Here is an 18,906-nt window from a genome sequence, read left to right on the forward strand (position 1 = left end):
TTTTGAGTCGTTTGGTAACCCCGCCAAGTTCACTCCCTTAACTAACGGTTCACTTGGAATAAGACCCCGCGGATCCTCTATCCAGGTAACTGTTGGCTTTTTTGAGTTGGATAAGACCCTGGCAGGGTCTTATCGTTTGAAGTGGTATGGTTAAGATCCCTTAGGGACCCTCCCCCCCTATCTAACCAGCTATTTCACTGGGTTAAGGTCCCCCAAAGACCTTAACCTAGCAACCAGCGGCCACGCCGGAGCGTACGTTGGAATCTCTCCAGTAATATTGGGCTATTCCGCTGCCACGAAGCCTATATGCTGGATTCATTCCAGCGTAATCATCCAAAAGCGAGGTTACTGGGCCATATAAGCGAATTTTACTGTACGGAATCCACTGTAGACGAGGCAGCGATACGTTTTACCCACGCTACGCTGGATGAAATCCAGCGTAGCGTGGAATGACCATTCGGCATAGAACATTCTCCGTTCCACTGCAATCCGCCGCAGTCCACTTGCCTCTCTCTTCAACAATCTCAACTCCCTTTAGCAGCCCGCAGGACGGCATCATCTTCCTTTATCTAGCAGGGCTCCTGCTTTAACGAAAGCGAATGTATGCGAATACATTAATGTATGATCTACGCATAGGAAGGGGTTGTCCCCGTGAAAATTGCCGTTGCTGTCATACATGGGATCGGACAAAGCAGGGAGAATTTCCATGCCGAGTTGGCCAACAATCTGTGTGCCCAGATGGCTATTGTGAATCCGAGCGTAAAGCTGTATGTGGAAGGCATCTATTGGGGAGATATCGTGAACCGGCTGGAGGAAAGATTATGGAGCCGTATTCGGAGCAAGCCGCTGCGCTGGGCCAAATGGATGCGGTTAAGACCCTTCTTCGTTAACCAGCTGGGTGAAGCCATTGCCTATCAGGCTGTCCCCCGCGACAATGATCCTTCACCCGATGATTATATTTATGACGAGATTCACCGGCGTTTTGCCGTATGTCTGCAGCGCCTGTCCGATCTCGCGGGACAAGATGCTCCGCTCTGCATTATCTCTCACAGCCTGGGGTCTATCATATCGAGCAACTTTTTCCACGACTTGCAAAATAACAAACTGACACCCAAAGTCTCGGAGGTTATCGGAGCAAGCGAGTCCAGGCTGGTGCATGGCGAGACTTTGACTCACTTCTATACGCTTGGCAGCCCGCTTGCGGTATGGGCCTTGCGCTTTAAGGACTTTGGCGTGCCGATTGCGGTTCCCGCCCCACCGCTTCAAGGACTTGGGATTGGCGAGTGGGTCAACTTCTACGACACCGATGATGTCATCGCCTATCCTATCAAGCCATTAAACGAACGCTATAAAAAAGTGGTCACCGCGGATATCGAGGTAGAGTGCCCGGGTCTGCTAAGCTGGACGCCTTTATCCCACCGCAAATACTTTCAAACGCAAGCCGTCATCGACCGCATTGTTCATTCTCTGAGCACTCTGCAGGTGTATTACGAAGAAGAAGCCCTGCCATGAGCGGCAGGGCTTCTTTCCTTTACATAACTAGAGCTTAAACTTGCCTACCGCCGCTTCCAAGCCTGCGCTGCGGCTCTTTAGCTGTTCGGTTGTGTCGGCAATCCGCTTGGCTGCTTCCAATTGATGCTTCGACATTTGCTCCAGGGTGGCCGAGCTGTCTGCGGTTGTGCGGGAAATCTGAGCGATCTGCTCAACCGAAGCCGCTACTTCCTCGGAGCCTGCCAGCACCTCTTCAGCCGCTGCCGAGATCTCCTGAATCTGGCTGTTTACATGAATGAACTGATCCATCGTCCGGTCAAACAATGCTTCTACCCGGCCCGACAGCTCCGTGCCCTTTACCATCTCGACACTGCCCGCCTGCATTCTCGCGCCGATGTGAACGGACTCCTGTCCAATCTGTTCGAGTAAAGATGTTACCTGAGATGCCGAGATAGCCGACGCTTCGGCCAGCTTGCGCACCTCTCCGGCTACAATGGCGAACCCCGAACCATGCTCCCCTGCGCGGGCCGCCTCTATGGAAGCGTTCAGCGCAAGCAGCTTCGTCTGGTCCGAGATGCTCGTAATCGACTGAAGCACCGGCTCAATCTGCTGCATATAGGTATGCAGTTGCTCTACTGAATCTGCCGTTTGCTTGGCTACCAAGGCCATCAGCTCGACCTGCTGCCGCAACCCGTGAATGGATTCCCTTCCGTGCTCGGCCGATTCCAGCGCTTCATGCGATACGCTTGATACCTGCATGGAAGCCTCGGATACGCGCTGGATCGCCTGCGTGATATCCTCCATCGAGCTGGCGCTTTCTTCCGCTCCAACCCGTTGATGACGCGCGCCATCGGCCATCGTCGCTACAGAATACTCGAGCTTTTCGTTCATCGCTACCATCTGTGCCGCTTCGGTGCCGAACTGCTCTGTCGAATGAACGATGCTTTGCGTAGTCAAAGCCATGTCGCGGACAACATCCTCAAGCGTAACGCCAAGCCGCGCGATCATCTGCGTCATGGCCGAATAGACTTTCCCAATCTCGTCCTTCGACTTCACTTTCGTTACCTGAAGCTGCTGCCTTGCCTCCGCAAGATTGCCTTGGGCGATCGCTTCGGCTCCTTTTACGATAACCCCGAGCGGTCTAAGCGTACGTGCCAGGAAGAAGGCAATAAACAGGAACACGAGTAGAGTGAGCACTCCCATAATGATAAAAAGCGGCACGCTGTCCCCGATAACGTCCTTATAGATCGTTTTCGATACCGATACGTCGGTATCGATGCCAAGCACGCCGATCATCTTACCGCCCGCATCGCGCAAAGGTGCGTACGAGGAAATATAATCTCCGTACTCCTCATTGCGGATGATGCCGGATTTGGCCGTTTCCCCGTTATTCAGCTTCCCGATAGCGTCCGATGGAATATCCGTTACCTCGCCAATCGGCGAAGCGGAGTCCGAATCCTTCGGCTGCCCATCGATTAGCAGAATCGGTTCACCCTTATCGTTAATCTGCACCGTATAGACGTACATCGCCCCGATACGTTCCCGGTACTCATTCATCTGCTCCCGGATCGACCAGTACAGATCATTCTCCTTCTGGTCCTTCAAAAAATCCGCATAAGCGCTTACATCAAACTGCCCGGCATAAGCCTCCGCCATATGAATATTGAAATTGCCGATCGCTTCCTCGCTTGCCTTTTTCGTATTCTGGACCTGAATGTAGATCAAGGCAGATGACAGAAGAACGAGAATCGCCAATATCATCACTGCTAACTTCAGTATCAACCGGCTCCGAAACATATACATGCTGTCTTTACCCCTTCGACTAGTTATTCCAATTAACATCCTACAAATTTCCCTATTTTTCCTTAGGTTTCGACATAACCCTGGCATTTTCCTCCATTAGGCGAAAACAAAAACACCTTTAACCGTGAAGGTTAAAGGTGTTCTCGCCAGTGCTATACTAAGCGCCGCAGCATTTCTTGTATTTTTTCCCACTTCCGCATGGACAAGGCTCATTCCGGCCAACCTTGGCCGATCCGGCACGCTGCTGCATCGGCACGACGTTGTTGACAGGAGCCACTCCCGCGCCGGACGAATCCAGTTCGTTAGGCTTGAAGCCGCCATTCGACCACATCCGGGTATTGTTGTATACGTTGATAACCAGATGAACAACCATCTCCAGCTGCTCTCTTGACGGAATCTCGATTCCCCTGGCTTCGAAGCCCATCATGATCTCTTCAAGCGGCTTTGCCATGGAGCAGTCGAATTGAATTTCTGAGATAAGATCCTCGACAACGTCTGTTTCCGGACACAAATATTGGAGCACATATTTCTCGAGTCCGGCCAATTGAGGCGTCACCTCATAATAGCCATAGTCCGCGTAACGGAGAAACTCTTGTTTGTCCGGGATATAGTAAGGCTTGCCGGCAACGCTCGCCAGCAGTTCTTCCAGCTCCTCCTCATTGTCCTCGTCATAATAGTCCGCAAGCAGTCTGTTATCCGCCACATGCCAGCTCTGCTCCCGTCGGGTCAGCAATTGGCTGATGCGTTCAAACTCTGCCTCATTCAGCTGATCCTCGTTCTGTGCATTGTAGATCTCGATCAATTGATCAAACGAGCAAACGCCATATAAATTTGTGGCCGCAAGAATATAGTCGAATACCTGCTGGCAGCGCTCGCGCTCCTTCAGCAAGGCCGGATTCACAACCTTCGAGTATGTCTCCTTCACTTCTTCGGGCAGTACGTAATACAGCTTGTCCTCCTCGTAGAACGAGTAGACAAGTCCTGCGTTCATCAGAAAAATATAAGCTCCGGGAACCACAGTATCATCTTGCAGCGATGGAACAACCAGAAGCTTCTGCAGAAGCTCCCACTCCTGGGAGGTAGCCATGAGGAGCGCCATGCTCAATTCTTCCGAAGTCATGATCGATGCTTGAACCGCATCCGCAAGCTCCTGCTTCTTCAGCTTGGAGCGTCCTTTGATCTCGTAATTGGCGGCCAGCAGATTCAGCTTGTCCTTTGTCAGAAGCTGCAAAATCTCCGCAAGCCTGGTTTTAACCTCGCCTTTAATCGCATACTGGATGTTCATCTGCTGCAATTCTTTTATTAATTCATCCAAAACGTTACACCATTCCTTTAATTGTATGATTTCAGAAAACAATCCAAAAATTTCGCTGCCTCTACCATACACGGACAACGGAATAATTTCAAATGAGGCTATAAAAAGGGGATGCCTAAAGGCATCCCTCTCGCATACGCATGGTCGTTATTCCTGTACGAACTCAATCCAGTCAATCTGCATGCCCGGCTTCACGAAATCCAGCTTAAGCTCATACAAGCCTGCCCGAAGCTCCACCTTCACCAGCCTCTGGCGGATCCAGGCGCTTTCCGTGCCGTTCGTCTGAACGGTGGTCATCAGCTTGCCGTTAATCAGCACGTTGCATGCGCTTTGCGCCCATGCGAACTCGGTCGACATCAAATGTACCGTAATCCGGTATACGCCGCTTTGCTCGACCTTCATCACAGCCGGCTCTCCCGCCGTAAACGCCACCTGGGCACGGTCGGTCAGCGACTGCGCTTGCGGCGCGGACAGCTCCGCGTCCGGCTCAAACCGCTCTGCCTTCTCTTCCGTCACCAGCTCTCTCCCGAATACCGGCGCTTTCATAATAAAATCGCAAATGTTCATGGCGCTGCGCTGCAGCTCGCCGCGAGTTAACGTTCCGTTCTCCAGCGATTCCAGCGTATTGTCTCCCCATACATTGGATTCCGCGCCGTAGTTAGACACCACCATGTACAGATCGTTCTGGGAACGAACCATCCAGTTCGTGAACTTTCGGTCAGCCTGGCCGCCCTCTGTGACATCATTCATAACCGCCCACCAGTCGGTCATAACGATCCCTTTAAAGCCCCATTCGCCGCGAAGAATCGTTGTGTTCAAATCATAGTTCGAGGCCGCCCAATGGCCGTTAATCGGATTGTAGGAGGTCATGATCGAATTGGCTCCGCCCTCTTTGACCGCAATCTCGAACCCTTTCAGATAAATCTCGCGAAGCGCGCGCTCCGATACAACTGCGTTCACGCGGTGACGGTATTGCTCCTGATTGTTGCAGGCAAAATGCTTCAGCGTCGCATTCGAGCCGCCCTTCATAATACCGCGCGTGCATGCTGCCGCAAAAGCCCCGGATACCAGCGGGTCCTCAGAGAAATATTCGAAGTTGCGGCCGTTGAGCGGGCTGCGGCGGATATTAAGGCCAGGTCCAAGGAGGGCATCAATATCGTTGCTGAGCAGCTCCCGCCCTTCCAGCACATACAGCTCCTCCACAAGCCCCGTATTCCATGTCGCTGCAAGCAGGGTACCGATGGCTACCTGCGTAGCTTTATGGCCGCTGTCCATACGGATACCCGATGGACCGTCCGCCGTACAGGCAACCGGAATGCCGAAGCCAAGCAGATTTTCGCTCACCCCGCCAAAAGCCGACGCCGTACCCGACGTCACCTTCGGGCTGGACATGCCTTCACCCCGGACAATAGCAGCCAGATCTTCATCGTTCAGCTGCGCGATGAAGGACTCCATGCTTGCTTTACCGCTCGCTACATCCTGCAGTTTGTAGCCTTGATCGCCCGTCTGCGCGAGGCTGGCCGGCAGGTTGTTCTCGATTCGCTCCGCAAGCGAAATCTTGCGAACCGGCACTTCCGCGGAAGTCAGCTCGTACGTGCCGTCTTCCTTGCGGGCGCCCGGCTTCAATCGCGAGAAGCTGACCGTTGGAGCCATTGCTTCCGCAAGCTGCTCGACCACTCGAAGGGCTTCTACGATATAGCCTTCTTGCCCGTCTACGGCTGCCGCCGAGACATTCCGGACGCTATTTCCTGCATAAATGCGGTACGTCCCCGCTTCCAGCACGTATGCGGAAGGATGACCCGTCACGCCTGCATCATCGTAAGAGGCCATCGCATCAACCGGGAAGCTTAACGTAAGCCGCTGCGATTCGCCAGGTTGAAGCTCCTTGGTCTTGGCGAATGCCGCCAGTGCTTTTGCAGGCTTGCCCAGCTGGCCTTGCGGCGCTTCATAGTAGACCTGCACCGTTTCTTTACCCGAGTAAACCGAACCGGTATTGGTCACCGTAACGCCAAGCTCGATATATTCCTTTCCGTCTTTGACCGCAAGCTTTGCCTGCTCCGTCACGCTGGCGAAGGTTGCGTAAGACAAGCCATAACCAAATTCGAACTGAACCTTCTGTGGCGCAAACGTCTCGAAGTAGCGGTAGCCGACATAAATATCTTCCTCGTACAAGTTGTTGAGCTCATTGCCATAGTTGCGGGTCGACGGATAATCGTCAATCGAATAAGCAATCGTATCCGTTAATTTGCCGCTAGGCGTTACGTCTCCAACCAGCACGTCGGCAATCGCGTTGCCGCCCTCCATACCGCCTTGCCATGCGTAGATAACGGATGGAATCGATTTCATTTCCTCTCTGTTTAACCAGCTCATATCGATTATATTGGATACGTTCAGCACAACGGCCGTTTGCTCGAACTGCGCCGTAACGGCTTGCAGCATAGCGATCTCTTCATCCGTCAGCAGATAGCTGCCCGGCTTTGCCGCATTATCCTGATCCTCGCCTGCCGTGCGTCCAATAACAACAATCGCCTTGTCCGATTGGGTTCTAGCCTGCGATACAAGCTCTGCCGATAGCGGCATTTCCTTCTGATGCCAAGGCTCCGCCGCCCAGCCGCCTCCGCCGTTATCGAAAGGATTTTGCTCAATCCATTTCTCATAAACGGCTGCCAGCTCTTCGTTAACCTTAACGTTCTTCTTGCTTCGCATGCCGTCCAGCAGATTTGTCGTATGGGTTACGTTTACGCTGCCGCCCGACCCTGTCCCACTGCGGTAGTAATTCACTTGCGTCCGGCCAAAGATTGCAACCCTTTCCCCGCTTCGAACCGGGAGCACTTGTCCGTCGTTCTTAAGCAAAACGGCGCCTTCCGCCGCAACCTTCCTGCTGAACGCCGCAAAACCTTCTAATGGAATGCCATGTGTATTCATAATGTTATCTCCTAATCAGTTTCTACATGCACTAACTATTATCATAACAAATTCTATATCGCGAAAACATAATAAACATTCAACTTTTTTCCTATATTAATTGTACAAATGCAATTTAAACATTAATTCCCAAATATCGTTAACGGTCCAATAACAATTGGGATATATACTGGAGCCATGCAGCAGAATATAAACTACCTTATTCCAAGAAAGGAATTCAGCTTATGGGAATTCATACGTACTTTCACTCGTTAACCGACCTCGAGAGGATTATTCGCTGCCCGGGGAAATTTAAATTTCAGGCGCATAGCGTGGCCGAGCATTCCTGGAAGGTCGTTCAATACGCGAAGACTTTGGCGGATATTGAAGAAATGAACGGAGTCGCCGTGGATTGGAAGAAGCTCTATGAAATTACGAGCAGCCATGACTATGGCGAAATTTTCATCGGTGACATTAAGACCCCCGTTAAGCATTACTCCATGGAGCTGCGCTCGATGCTGCTGCAGGTGGAGGAAGGCATGGTCGCGCATTTTATCGACGATCATATTCCGGAGGAGTTCAAACCAACTTTCCGCAGACAGCTGCGCGAAGGGAAGGACCAGTCCGTGGAGGGCCAGATCCTCGAAGTGGCGGATAAGCTGGATCAGATCTACGAAGCTTTTATCGAGCTGCAGCTGGGCAACACGGAAAAAGAATTTATCGTCATGTACCGGTCAGCCCTGATCAAAATCAAAGAAATCAAGCTCCATTGCGTCGATTACTTCCTCACGCATATACTCCCCGACCTTGTCGCGCAAGGCGTGAAATCCCCGATTGATATCGAACGGATTACGAAAGAGGCTTTAGCCGAGTAATCTCCTCTCTCTTTATCCAAACGCACAAAAGCCAGCCTCTTGCGGCTGGCTTTTTATAGTTTGTTCCAACATCCTTCATGGCCGGCGTGATGAGCATGGAGCGGCTAGAACCCGGCTGGCCCGGCCGCAGTCGATATAGTATCATAAAGGCAACGTTGGACAACCGAAAGGAGAAGCTTTATGTGCCGAAATATTAAGACGCTGTATAATTTCGATCCACCGGCATCCGATGAGGAAATTCAGGCGGCAGCGCTCCAGTTCGTCCGCAAATTATCCGGATTCAACACGCCGTCTAAGGCGAATGAGGAAGTGTTCCATCTAGCGATCGAGGAGGTCGCGGAGGCGGCGCGCAAGCTGCTCGGCTCGCTGGTCACGAATGCCGAGCCGCGCAACCGCGAGGTCGAAATCGAACGCGCGCGGATTCGAAACGCGAAGCGCTTTGGCAACGGTTCCGAGTAAATGCGCACTGAAGGGACAGCCGCAGCCATGTTCGGGCGAAGCTTTGGCTGCCTCTTCTGCACCGGCAACGGCGAGATAGCTTCAACGAGGAAGCCGGAGGCAGAATGCGAGAAGCCAAAGTGTCGAATACAGGAGGCTGTCCCATTTTTTACAGCACGCCAATCACAATGAGCACCCAGCCAATTATAAAGAACAAGCCGCCAAGCGGCGTGACCGGGCCAAGCAGACGCACTCTTTTTAGGCTGAGCACGTACAGGCTTCCCGAGAACAATACAATCCCCACCGCCAAGAGCCAGCCTCCCGTTACGATGATGCCGGAATCCGGATATCGGTCCGCGAGCAGGCCAACGCCTATTAATCCTAACGCATGAATGATGTGATACTGCACGCCGGTCTCATACACCTTCAGCTTGTCCGGTTCGACTCGGCTCTTCAGCGCATGCGCGCCAAACGCGCCAATGGCTACCGCTACAGCCATCAAAATACAACCCAGCACAACAAACGTCTGCATTTCGTTCCCTCATCCCTTCAATTTTCTTCCTCTAGCATATCACGATCCGCAATAATTTCCGATTGCTTTACAGCCCGACCGGTAGTATTGTAGTTGGTTGGAACAGCATCAGGAGGCACCTACAACATGAAATTCATTCAATCTACCGCAGCGGAATGGAGAGGCTGGTCCCGCAGCATCCGTCTCTTCTTCCTGTCGAACATGTTATATCAATTCGGTACGGGCTTGTTCTCCGTACTATACAACCTATATATCCACGAGTTAGGCTACCCCGACGCCATGAGCGGGACGGTCGTCAGCATGCAGTCTCTTGCTACGGCGATCTGCTTTATTCCGATCGGCCTGTTTGGCGACCGCATCAGCCGCAAGCGGCTGCTTGTTATCGGCGCCTTATGCAGCGGTATCATATTGGCCGGGCGTTCGCTGTTCGAATCGGAGAGCAGTCTGGTGACAATGGCCGTTCTGACCGGGATTTTCGCAACCGTATTTCAGGTGCTGGCCATTCCTTTCCTCGCCGACAACGTCGATAAAAAAGACCGTCTGCGCATCTTCAGCATCTACTCCGCGTTTGTCTTGGCAGCCCAAGTAGCCGGCAGTCTTGGCGGCGGGGTTATCTCCGATGTGCTGCAGGATGCCGGAGTAAGCACGCTGCTCTCGTTCAAGCTCGTTCTGCTGGCAGGCAGTATCGCGACAATCGGGGCATTTGTGCCGCTACAGGCGATGCGGGAAAGCAAACGGCGGACAGATGCTGCGGAGGAACCGCGTCATCAGCCTACCGCGTCTCCGCCCGCTCCGGTTGGCAAAGAGCTCCGCTTCATCGCCGCCTTTGCCGCCGTAGAGCTGCTGATTGGCATCGGTTCCGGGCTTGTTATCCCTTACCTGAACCTGTATTTCACGAACCGCTTCGAGATCTCGCTCAGCGGCATGAGCTTCCTGCTCTCGCTTGGTCAAGTGATGACCATCTTCTCCATGCTGATCGGCCCAACGCTAGCCAATCGGGTCGGACAAGTGAAGGCAATCGTCATCTTCCAGACGTTGTCGTTGCCTTTCCTGCTTATTACCGGCTTTACGAATATGCTGTTGGTTGCTTCGGTCAGCTTCCTATTCCGCCAGGCGCTGATGAACGCGGCGAACCCGCTTCTGTCCGCGACGCTCATGAACCGGGTCTCCGCACGCACTCAAAGCCTGGCCAACTCGGTTATGCAGACCGCCTTTATGATGGGCTGGGCCACCATGGGCCCGGTGCAATCGCATATTATCGCGTCACACGGCTACTATTGGGGCTATGCGATTACGTTCAGCATCACAGGCTGCCTGTACGTGACGGCTTCGCTGCTCTTCTTAGTGCTTTTCCGCGAGAAGCAGAAGAAGAGGCTCGCCCGTTAATAAAAGCCCGTATACCGTGGTTCAACCCGATATACGGGCTTTCACATGGCTTAGCGATGTCGCGCATCGCTAAGCCATGCGTATCCTGCCGCTTTTGCTTCCTTAACGATGCCGCGCATCGTTAAGAATCCTGTTCGAGCACGAATTACCTCCAAAAACGACTATTTCTCGCCGCTTAGCAATGTCGCACATCTTTAAGCCATTCGTTTTCTGCCGCTTTTGCTTCCTTAACGATGCCGCGCATCGTTAAGAATCCTGTTCGAGCACGAATTACCTCCAAAAACGACTATCTCCCGCTGCTTTGCGATGTCGCACATCGTTAAGCTATGCGTTTTCTGCCGCTTTTGCTTCCTTAACGATGCCGCGCATCGTTAAGGAACCTGCTCGAGCACGAATTACTTCCAAAAACGACTATCTCTCGCTGCTTAGCGATGTCGCACATCGTTAAGCCATGCGTTTCCCACCGCTTTTGCATCCTTAACGATGCCGCGCATCGTTAAGGCCAACCACTCCCGCCCCTGCGGCCCCTTTTTTACATGAAATGTTAAATTAGTGCAGTAAGTCATTTAGTTCTTATAGTAACTCCGAATTTAATAAACGCTATAATTTTTCTAGGAAAGGAGGGGCCTCACAACGTTTTGTAAGCGCTTAATAAAAATTCTTTTCGAAGGGGAATGCAATAAATGAGTAGATCCTTGAAAAAGTTCGTCTCAATCCTGCTCGCAGCAGCCCTGCTGATCCCGATCGGCAGACTTGCACCGGTTGCGGAAGCTGCAGAGAATCCCACCATTGTTTATCACGAAGACTTTGCAATTGATAAAGGTAAAGCCGTTCAATCCGGTGGCGCCAGCCTCACTCAAGTAACAGGGAAAGTATTTGACGGCAACAATGATGGAAGCGCTTTATATGTAAGCAACCGGAAGGACAGCTGGGATGCAGCAGACTTCAAATACTCCGACATCGGTCTGCAAAACGGCAAAACCTATACCGTAACCGTGAAAGGTTACGTGGACGGGGATGTGACGGTGCCTGCAGGCGCTCAAGCCTATCTTCAAGCAGTGGACAGCAAAAATTACGGCTTTTTAACAAGCTCAACCATCGCGGCGGGAAGTGCCTTTACGCTGACCAAAGAGTTTACGGTCGATACAAGCGTCAGCACCCAATTGCGCGTTCAATCCAGTGAAGAAGGCAAAGCCGTTCCTTTCTACATCGGAGATATTCTGATAACCGAAACCGTCAATTCGGGCGGTGGGGAAGAACCTACTAGACCGCCAGCGTTGCCGTTCAACACGATTACGTTCGAGGATCAAACAACCGGAGGCTTTACGGGCCGTGCAGGCACGGAAACCCTAACGGTTACGAACGAAGCGAACCATACGGCAGACGGCTCTCATGCCTTGAAGGTTGAAGGCAGAACCGTTGAATGGCACGGCCCTTCCCTGCGCGTAGAGAAGTACGTGGATAAAGGCTATGAGTATAAGGTGACTGCTTGGGTGAAGCTGTTGTCTCCTGAAACAAGCACCAAGCTGGAACTCGCCTCCCAGGTCGGGGACGGCGGCAGCGCCAACTACCCAAGCCTGGCAAGCAAGACGATTACCGCAGCCGACGGCTGGGTTCAGCTGCAAGGCAACTATCGCTATAACAGCGTAGGCGGCGAATATCTGACCATTTACGTGCAGAGCTCCAATGCAACAGCGTCTTACTATATCGACGATATCAGCTTTGAAAGCACGGGCTCCGGCCCTGTTGGCATTCAGAAGGATATCACTCCACTTAAAGAAGTATATAAAAACGACTTCCTGATCGGCAACGCCATCTCTGCGGAAGATCTGGAAGGAACACGTCTTGAGCTGCTGAAAATGCATCATGACGTCGTAACTGCGGGCAATGCAATGAAGCCGGATGCCTTGCAGCCAACGAAGGGCAATTTCACCTTCACGGCAGCAGACGCTATGGTCGACAAAGTACTGGCGGAAGGCATGAAAATGCACGGCCACGTGCTTGTCTGGCATCAGCAATCGCCAGCTTGGCTGAATACCAAGGTAGACGACAATAACAACACGGTACCGCTCGGACGCGATGAGGCGTTGGTTAACCTGAGAACGCACATCCAGACCGTTATGAAGCATTTCGGCAACAAGGTTATCTCATGGGATGTTGTAAACGAAGCGATGAATGACAATCCGTCCAATCCAGCGGATTACAAAGCTTCGCTGCGTCAGACTCCTTGGTATCAAGCCATCGGGCCGGACTACGTGGAGCAGGCATTCCTTGCCGCAAGGGAAGTGCTCGACGATAATCCTAGCTGGGACATCAAGCTGTATTACAACGATTACAACGATGACAACCAGAACAAAGCAACGGCTATCTACAACATGGTAAAAGATATTAACGATAGTTACGCGGCAGCACACAACGGCAAGCTGCTGATCGACGGTATTGGCATGCAAGGGCATTACAATATCAACACAAATCCGGAAAACGTAAAGCTTTCGCTGGAGAAATTTATTTCCCTTGGCGTTGAAGTCAGCGTAAGCGAGCTTGACGTTACAGCAGGAACCAACTACACGCTTCCTGAAAATCTGTCTACAGCTCAAGCCTATCTGTACGCCCAGTTGTTCAAGCTTTACCATGAGCATGCGGATCATATCGCACGCGTAACGTTCTGGGGCATGGACGACAACACAAGCTGGAGAGCCGAGAACAACCCACTCCTGTTCGATAAGAACCTGCAGGCTAAACCGGCCTACTACGGCGTTATCGATCCGGACAAATACATGGAAGAACATACGCCAGAGTCCAAGGATGCCAACCAGGCTGAAGCTCAATACGGTACGCCGGTTATTGACGGCACCGTAGACTCCGTATGGAACAGCGCACAGACTATTCCGGTCAACCGTTATCAGATGGCTTGGCAGGGTGCAACGGGCACGGCTAAAGCGCTCTGGGACGATCAGAACCTGTACGTGCTCGTGCAAGTCAGCGACACTCAGCTCAACAAAGCAAACGCAAATGCATGGGAACAGGACTCCGTTGAAGTCTTCCTGGACCAAAACAACGGAAAAACGACCTTCTATCAAGGCGATGACGGTCAGTACCGGGTTAACTTCGACAACGAGACGTCGTTTAGTCCGCCAAGCATTGCAGCGGGCTTCGAATCGCAAACCAAGAAAACGGCTAACAGCTACACCGTTGAGCTGAAAATTCCGCTTACGGCTGTGACGCCTGCCAATCAGAAGAAGCTGGGCTTCGACGTACAAATCAATGACGCAACGGACGGCGCACGCACCAGCGTTGCCGCATGGAACGATACAACCGGCAACGGATATCAGGATACTTCGGTATACGGCGAGCTTACGCTCACTGGCAAAAGCACAGGAGGAACCGGCAATGTCGGTACCACCGTACCGCAAACCGGCAATGTGGTGAAGAATCCGGATGGCTCCACAACGCTGAAGCCTGAGGTCAAAACCACTAACGGCAATGCCGTTGGCACGGTTACCGGCGACGATCTGAAAAAAGCGCTCGATCAAGCAGCTCCGGCGGCAGGCGGCAAGAAGCAAGTCATCATTGACGTACCGCTGCAGGCTAATGCCGCTACGTATGCCGTCCAACTGCCGACGCAAAGCTTAAAGAGCCAAGACGGCTACCAGTTGACGGCGAAAATCGCTAACGCTTTCATTCAAATTCCAAGCAATATGCTGGCGAATACGAACGTGACTACGGATCAAGTATCCATCCGGGTAGCGAAAGCTTCTCTGGATAATGTGGATGCCGCGACTCGCGAGCTGATCGGCAACCGTCCGGTTATCGATCTGAGCCTTGTTGCAGGCGGCAATGTGATTGCATGGAACAACCCAACTGCGCCTGTAACGGTTGCTGTTCCTTACGCGCCAACCGCGGAAGAGCTCAAGCATCCGGAGCATATCGTAATCTGGTATATCGATGGCAGCGGCAAAGCAACGCCCGTACCAAACAGCCGCTACGATGCAACGCTTGGAGCCGTCGTTTTCCAAACGACGCATTTCAGCACTTATGCAGCCGTATCCGTCTTCAAGACATTTGGCGATCTGGCAAAAGTACCTTGGGCTAAAGAAGCGATTGACGCTATGGCCTCCCGCGGCGTGATCAAAGGCACTGGAGAGAACACCTTCTCCCCTGCCTCCTCCATTAAGCGGGCAGACTTCATCGCTCTTCTCGTTAGAGCGCTCGAGCTTCACGGTACCGGCACCACGAATACCGCCATGTTCAAAGATGTACCGGCAAACGCTTATTACTATAATGAACTGGCTGTTGCGAAGCAGCTTGGCATCGCGACCGGCTTTGAAGACAACACCTTTAAACCGGATAGCAGCATCTCCCGTCAAGACATGATGGTGCTGACTACGCGTGCTCTTGCCGTAATCGGCAAACAGCTGCCGGCAGGCGGCTCCCTGAACGCATTCTCCGACGCAGCAAGTGTTGCGGGCTATGCGCAAGACAGCGTAGCAGCGCTTGTAAAAGTCGGCGTTGTTCAAGGCAGCGGCAGCAAGCTTGCTCCGCAAGACCAGCTGACCCGCGCGGAAGCAGCGGTAATTCTGTACCGCATCTGGAAGCTGCAATAACGAAAGAGGCTAGCCACAGTCAACAAGTTGACTTGGGCTAGCCCTTTTTTTCCGTTAAGGCCCTTTTGGGACCTTATTCGCCTGGTGTAATGTTCTCATTAGCAGGTTAAGATCCCCAAAGGCACTTAACAACTTTCACAGGAATGAAACTCCGCATTTCTACAGCCACTTCTGCCTGGTTAAAGTCTCTGGAGGACTTTAACCGACTCTTTTTCCATCAACTTTAATACGTTAAGGTCCATAGGGGTCTTAACCCCCTCGTTCCCTACTTCTTTACCAAACCCGCAATCAACGCTTCCGCATCGGCATTTAATACGGCTTTGGCTTGCGCTTTTAAGTCGCTGCTTTTCGCCTTATCCAGCTGCTTGATGAAGTCCTGCATCTGCTTGATCGCCTGATCGCGATGTCCTTTGTCCAGATGATGCTGCGCCTGCTTCAGGCTCGCCGAAAGCTGGGAAGCCAGAGGCTTGCCGACCTCGCCCGAAGCCTTATACCGGTCAACTAGCTTGCTCATGCTTTCGGTACTTGTCTTCACCTGAATGTGAACCGTCTTCTGCAGCTTGTTCCCTGCCGCATCCTCTACGGCTATAACAACGGTTTGCGCTCCCAAATGACCGGCAAGCTCAATGCTAAGCTTATTTCCGTTATATGTTTTACCGTCAAAAGCCAAGCTTGCCGAACGGATCGCCGTCTTGCCGTCTCCGGCCTGGAAGCTTAAGTACGCATCATCCTCAAGCACGGCGCCATCCTCAAGCTTCGATCCGTTAGCCGTCAAAGTATAGACGGGCACTGCCGGGATTTCCACTCTAATACCAGCCGACACGTTACCGGACTTATCTGCGGCGCTGATCTCCAGCGTATAGCTTTGGTCTGTTTCGATTCCGCTCAGCACAGCCGACTGAACGCCCCGCTTCACCTCCGCAGCTTCGCCAACTTGCTGGCCACTCTGAAGCAGCTTAAGCCGCACGACATCTCCGTCCAGCGCATAAGGTCCGTCCCAATGCACGGTCAGCTTGCTATTGTCGCGCGTGAACTGTACATTCTCGACCTCTCCAGGCGGAACCCCGTCATCAACCGGGTCTGGCGGCAGGGTTGGCGCGGTAAAGACGGATGCATCGCCAAAGGTAAACTTATCGAAGTTGTACAGCCAGTCATTCCCCTTGAACAACAGGTACACCAGATGCTTGCCCGTAACCGGAGCTGCAGCCGTAATCGAACCGTCAAACACCTGGAACGTCTGCCAGCCGCCAGTACCGCTTACCTTAGCTGTAGCAATGACGGGTCCGTTAATGCCGTCAATTCTGGCTTCAATGGTTCCTCCGCTTGTTGCGCTTGCCGCCTGAACGTGGAACTGCGTTGGACCAGCATCGCCAAAATCAACGTAATTGTACATCGCATACGGGTTATTCGGGCCGTATACGCCAGCCAGATAAGTCTGGTTGCCGCCGTTCTCCGTGCCCACGTTTACGCTGTTCGTAAAATTCTCAGCCTCCAGCTTGCCGTAGGCATCCCTTGCCTTGCCTTTGATCTGCGAGAAGGTGAACCAGTCGAGATTGCAAGGATAGTCGCTCCCATCCGCCCCATGGAAAATGAGATACACATCATGAATGCCAACAGCCAGCGAATCATCCATGATGGAGGTTACGTCCAACCAATTATTCCAGCTGCCCATGGCGGGAACCTCGATCACGCCGGCCGTCGGACCGTCAAGGCTGTCCAGCTTCACTTCAATGGACCCGCCTTTATTGCCGCTTGCGAGATGCAGCGTAACGCCGGCAGCTCCCGAGCCGAAATCAATATCCTTATAAGACGCATACGCATTATTGTGAATGCCGTCCGCAAATTGTCCGGAGGAATTCACGCTGAGTCCATCGCTGCTCGCAAAGTTCTCTGCCTGCAGCTTCGCGTAAGCATCCGTCCGAGTTGGATCGGTCTTCGTAAATTTGAACCAGTTCAGGTTAAACAGATACGAGTCATTTGTCTTTTTGAATACCAGATACACATCGTGCTTGCCGGTCACGTTGCTCGTATTCCCCTGGTCATCCTTCAGCAGCGTAACGGCGTCAATAAAGTTATTCCAGCCTCCGGTGCCCTCGACGTTCAAGGTCCCTACCTTCGGACCGTCCAAAGCGTCGAGCCTAACCTCGATCTGACCGCCACCCGTGCCGCTTGATGCCCGCGCAATGAAACCGCTTGCACCTTGTCCCGAGCCAAAATCCACATTTTTGTAAGCCGCATAGTAGCCGTCCTGAATACCGCCTAGTTGCTGCGAGCCTTCAATGCTGCCCTCCATGCCCGGGCCGTTTACGATATTAAAGCTTTCCGCTTCGATCTTGTTATACGGATTTTTAACGGCATACTCCAGGTGTTCCGCATCCTGCGGCTCCAGAGAGGTCAGCGCTTGCACGGCCGCCGCCGAGCTCCACGACTCGAAGGTACCGGACAGCTGCTGGCCAGCCCAGTTGCTGTCGACCAGATTGGCCGCATTGCGGTTGCTCCATGCCATATCCGTATTAAACGCCAGCCACTCGTTATAGCTATCCGCGAAGGTTTTGTACTTGCTCTCGCTGCTGGCATGAACAACCTTCTGCAGATAGCCGAGGTTTCGCATGAGAATGGTTTTGCCGCCCTTCAGATCCCCGTTAGGTCCTTCGTAACGCAGCAGACCGTTGGCATCGACCAGTCTCTCCTTTGTAAAGGTTGCCCCCTTGAGCGCATCGTCCAAATAAACCTTGTCTCCCGTAATCTGATAGAGACCTACGGCTGCACCGATAAACGTGCCCTGATTATAGTGGGTCGCATCCGGTATCGGTCCGTTTTGCGTTTCAATTCGGTCGAATACTTTGCCGTTGCCGTCCGTCAGCATTGTTTTGCCCCAACGATAAATCTTTGAAGCGGCATCCAGGTAGTGAGCATTGCCAGTCGCGTTATACAGGAATACCGCAGCTTCCGCGGCGGGGAAGTTGATGCAGGCATTTTTCGTCGTGCGGTCATCGCTCTTCCACCAAATGCCGCCGCCCGCAAACTCGTCATCCCACTGGGTATCGTACACATAATTAAAGTAATATTCCGCTCTCTCTAGATACTTCGCGTCATTCGTAATCTGATAAGCTCGTGTGCTTGCCATCGCCCACCACATAATATCGTCGTTAAACGTGTTGTTTGTCCAATCCTGGCCATACTTCGCGATCGCCCCGTCGAACACGTCGTCAATCTGGGTGCGCAGCTTCGCCTTCAGCTCCGGGTCCGTTGCCTCCTGATAAGCATCCATCACCAGCTCCCATAGCTCGGCCTCCACCCAAAAGTCCTGATACCCGTCATGCTTGGAGGTTTTCCAGAAGTACTTCGCACTCGCATCCCAGAACGCGTTATTGTAGGCTTCAATCGCGGTCTTCGCGTCCGCTGCCTCAAAAGCATGGGCACGAGGTGTTCCGTTTGGAATCAAGGGACTAACAGAGAGTGCAAGAGCAATAGGCAATACGATAAGCTTTGACCTTCTTCTTGTCTTACCGGTCACAAACATCCCTCCTGAAAAAATATGAATTGGCAAAGGAAAAG

At 52.5% G+C, this 18,906-nt stretch carries 10 protein-coding genes; 5 read left to right on the forward strand and 5 right to left on the reverse strand.

Annotation, left to right across the window (positions count from 1 at the left end; genetic code table 11):
* The first annotated feature begins 651 nt into the window (after window positions 1-651).
* Entirely contained in the window at window positions 652-1,512 is an 861-nt protein-coding gene (locus PGL01S_RS27235) for a chemotaxis protein (protein ID WP_127498306.1), read from the forward strand.
* A 27-nt stretch (window positions 1,513-1,539) separates the two neighbouring features.
* On the opposite strand, the gene PGL01S_RS27240 is transcribed toward PGL01S_RS27235, so the two are convergent.
* The 3 genes from PGL01S_RS27240 to PGL01S_RS27250 all read right to left on the reverse strand — a co-directional run bounded on the left by PGL01S_RS27240 (window position 1,540) and on the right by PGL01S_RS27250 (window position 7,534).
* Window positions 1,540-3,294, reverse strand: coding sequence for a methyl-accepting chemotaxis protein (locus tag PGL01S_RS27240; protein WP_164775606.1), 1,755 nt, complete (start codon window positions 3,292-3,294; stop codon window positions 1,540-1,542).
* Between the two features lie 157 nt (window positions 3,295-3,451).
* Window positions 3,452-4,609, reverse strand: coding sequence for a YecA family protein (locus PGL01S_RS27245; protein WP_127498310.1), 1,158 nt, complete (start codon window positions 4,607-4,609; stop codon window positions 3,452-3,454).
* A 147-nt stretch (window positions 4,610-4,756) separates the two neighbouring features.
* The gene (locus tag PGL01S_RS27250) at window positions 4,757-7,534 is read right to left on the reverse strand and encodes a glycoside hydrolase family 3 C-terminal domain-containing protein (RefSeq protein ID WP_127498312.1); all 2,778 of its coding nucleotides are present in this window, start codon (window positions 7,532-7,534) and stop codon (window positions 4,757-4,759) included.
* Window positions 7,535-7,758: 224 nt separating this feature from the next.
* Between PGL01S_RS27250 and PGL01S_RS27255 the strand changes: the two genes are divergently transcribed.
* The gene (locus PGL01S_RS27255) at window positions 7,759-8,388 is read left to right on the forward strand and encodes a YfbR-like 5'-deoxynucleotidase (RefSeq protein ID WP_127498314.1); all 630 of its coding nucleotides are present in this window, start codon (window positions 7,759-7,761) and stop codon (window positions 8,386-8,388) included.
* 180 nt (window positions 8,389-8,568) lie between these two features.
* Window positions 8,569-8,847 carry a DUF2277 domain-containing protein gene (locus PGL01S_RS27260; protein WP_127498316.1) on the forward strand — a complete coding sequence of 93 codons (279 nt, stop codon included), beginning with the start codon at window positions 8,569-8,571 and terminating at the stop codon, window positions 8,845-8,847.
* Window positions 8,848-8,995: 148 nt separating this feature from the next.
* On the opposite strand, the gene PGL01S_RS27265 is transcribed toward PGL01S_RS27260, so the two are convergent.
* A complete protein-coding gene (locus tag PGL01S_RS27265; RefSeq protein WP_127498318.1) occupies window positions 8,996-9,358 on the reverse strand; it encodes a DUF423 domain-containing protein in 363 nt (120 codons plus the stop codon).
* Between the two features lie 126 nt (window positions 9,359-9,484).
* On the opposite strand from PGL01S_RS27265, the gene PGL01S_RS27270 reads away from it, so the two are divergent.
* Both PGL01S_RS27270 and PGL01S_RS27275 read left to right on the forward strand, forming a co-directional pair.
* Complete coding sequence (locus tag PGL01S_RS27270) at window positions 9,485-10,744, forward strand: MFS transporter (RefSeq protein ID WP_127498320.1); 1,260 nt, start codon at window positions 9,485-9,487, stop codon at window positions 10,742-10,744.
* Window positions 10,745-11,427: 683 nt separating this feature from the next.
* Window positions 11,428-15,348, forward strand: a complete 3,921-nt coding sequence (locus PGL01S_RS27275) for an endo-1,4-beta-xylanase (protein ID WP_127498322.1) — start codon at window positions 11,428-11,430, stop codon at window positions 15,346-15,348.
* A 265-nt stretch (window positions 15,349-15,613) separates the two neighbouring features.
* Here PGL01S_RS27275 and PGL01S_RS27280 read toward each other — a convergent pair whose 3' ends face one another.
* Complete coding sequence (locus tag PGL01S_RS27280; protein WP_244935780.1) at window positions 15,614-18,865, reverse strand: carbohydrate-binding protein; 3,252 nt, start codon at window positions 18,863-18,865, stop codon at window positions 15,614-15,616.
* Window positions 18,866-18,906 lie beyond the last annotated feature (41 nt).

It is taken from the genome of Paenibacillus glycanilyticus NBRC 16618 (genome assembly GCF_004000805.1).
GTDB classification, from domain to species: Bacteria; Bacillota; Bacilli; order Paenibacillales; family Paenibacillaceae; genus Pristimantibacillus; species Pristimantibacillus glycanilyticus.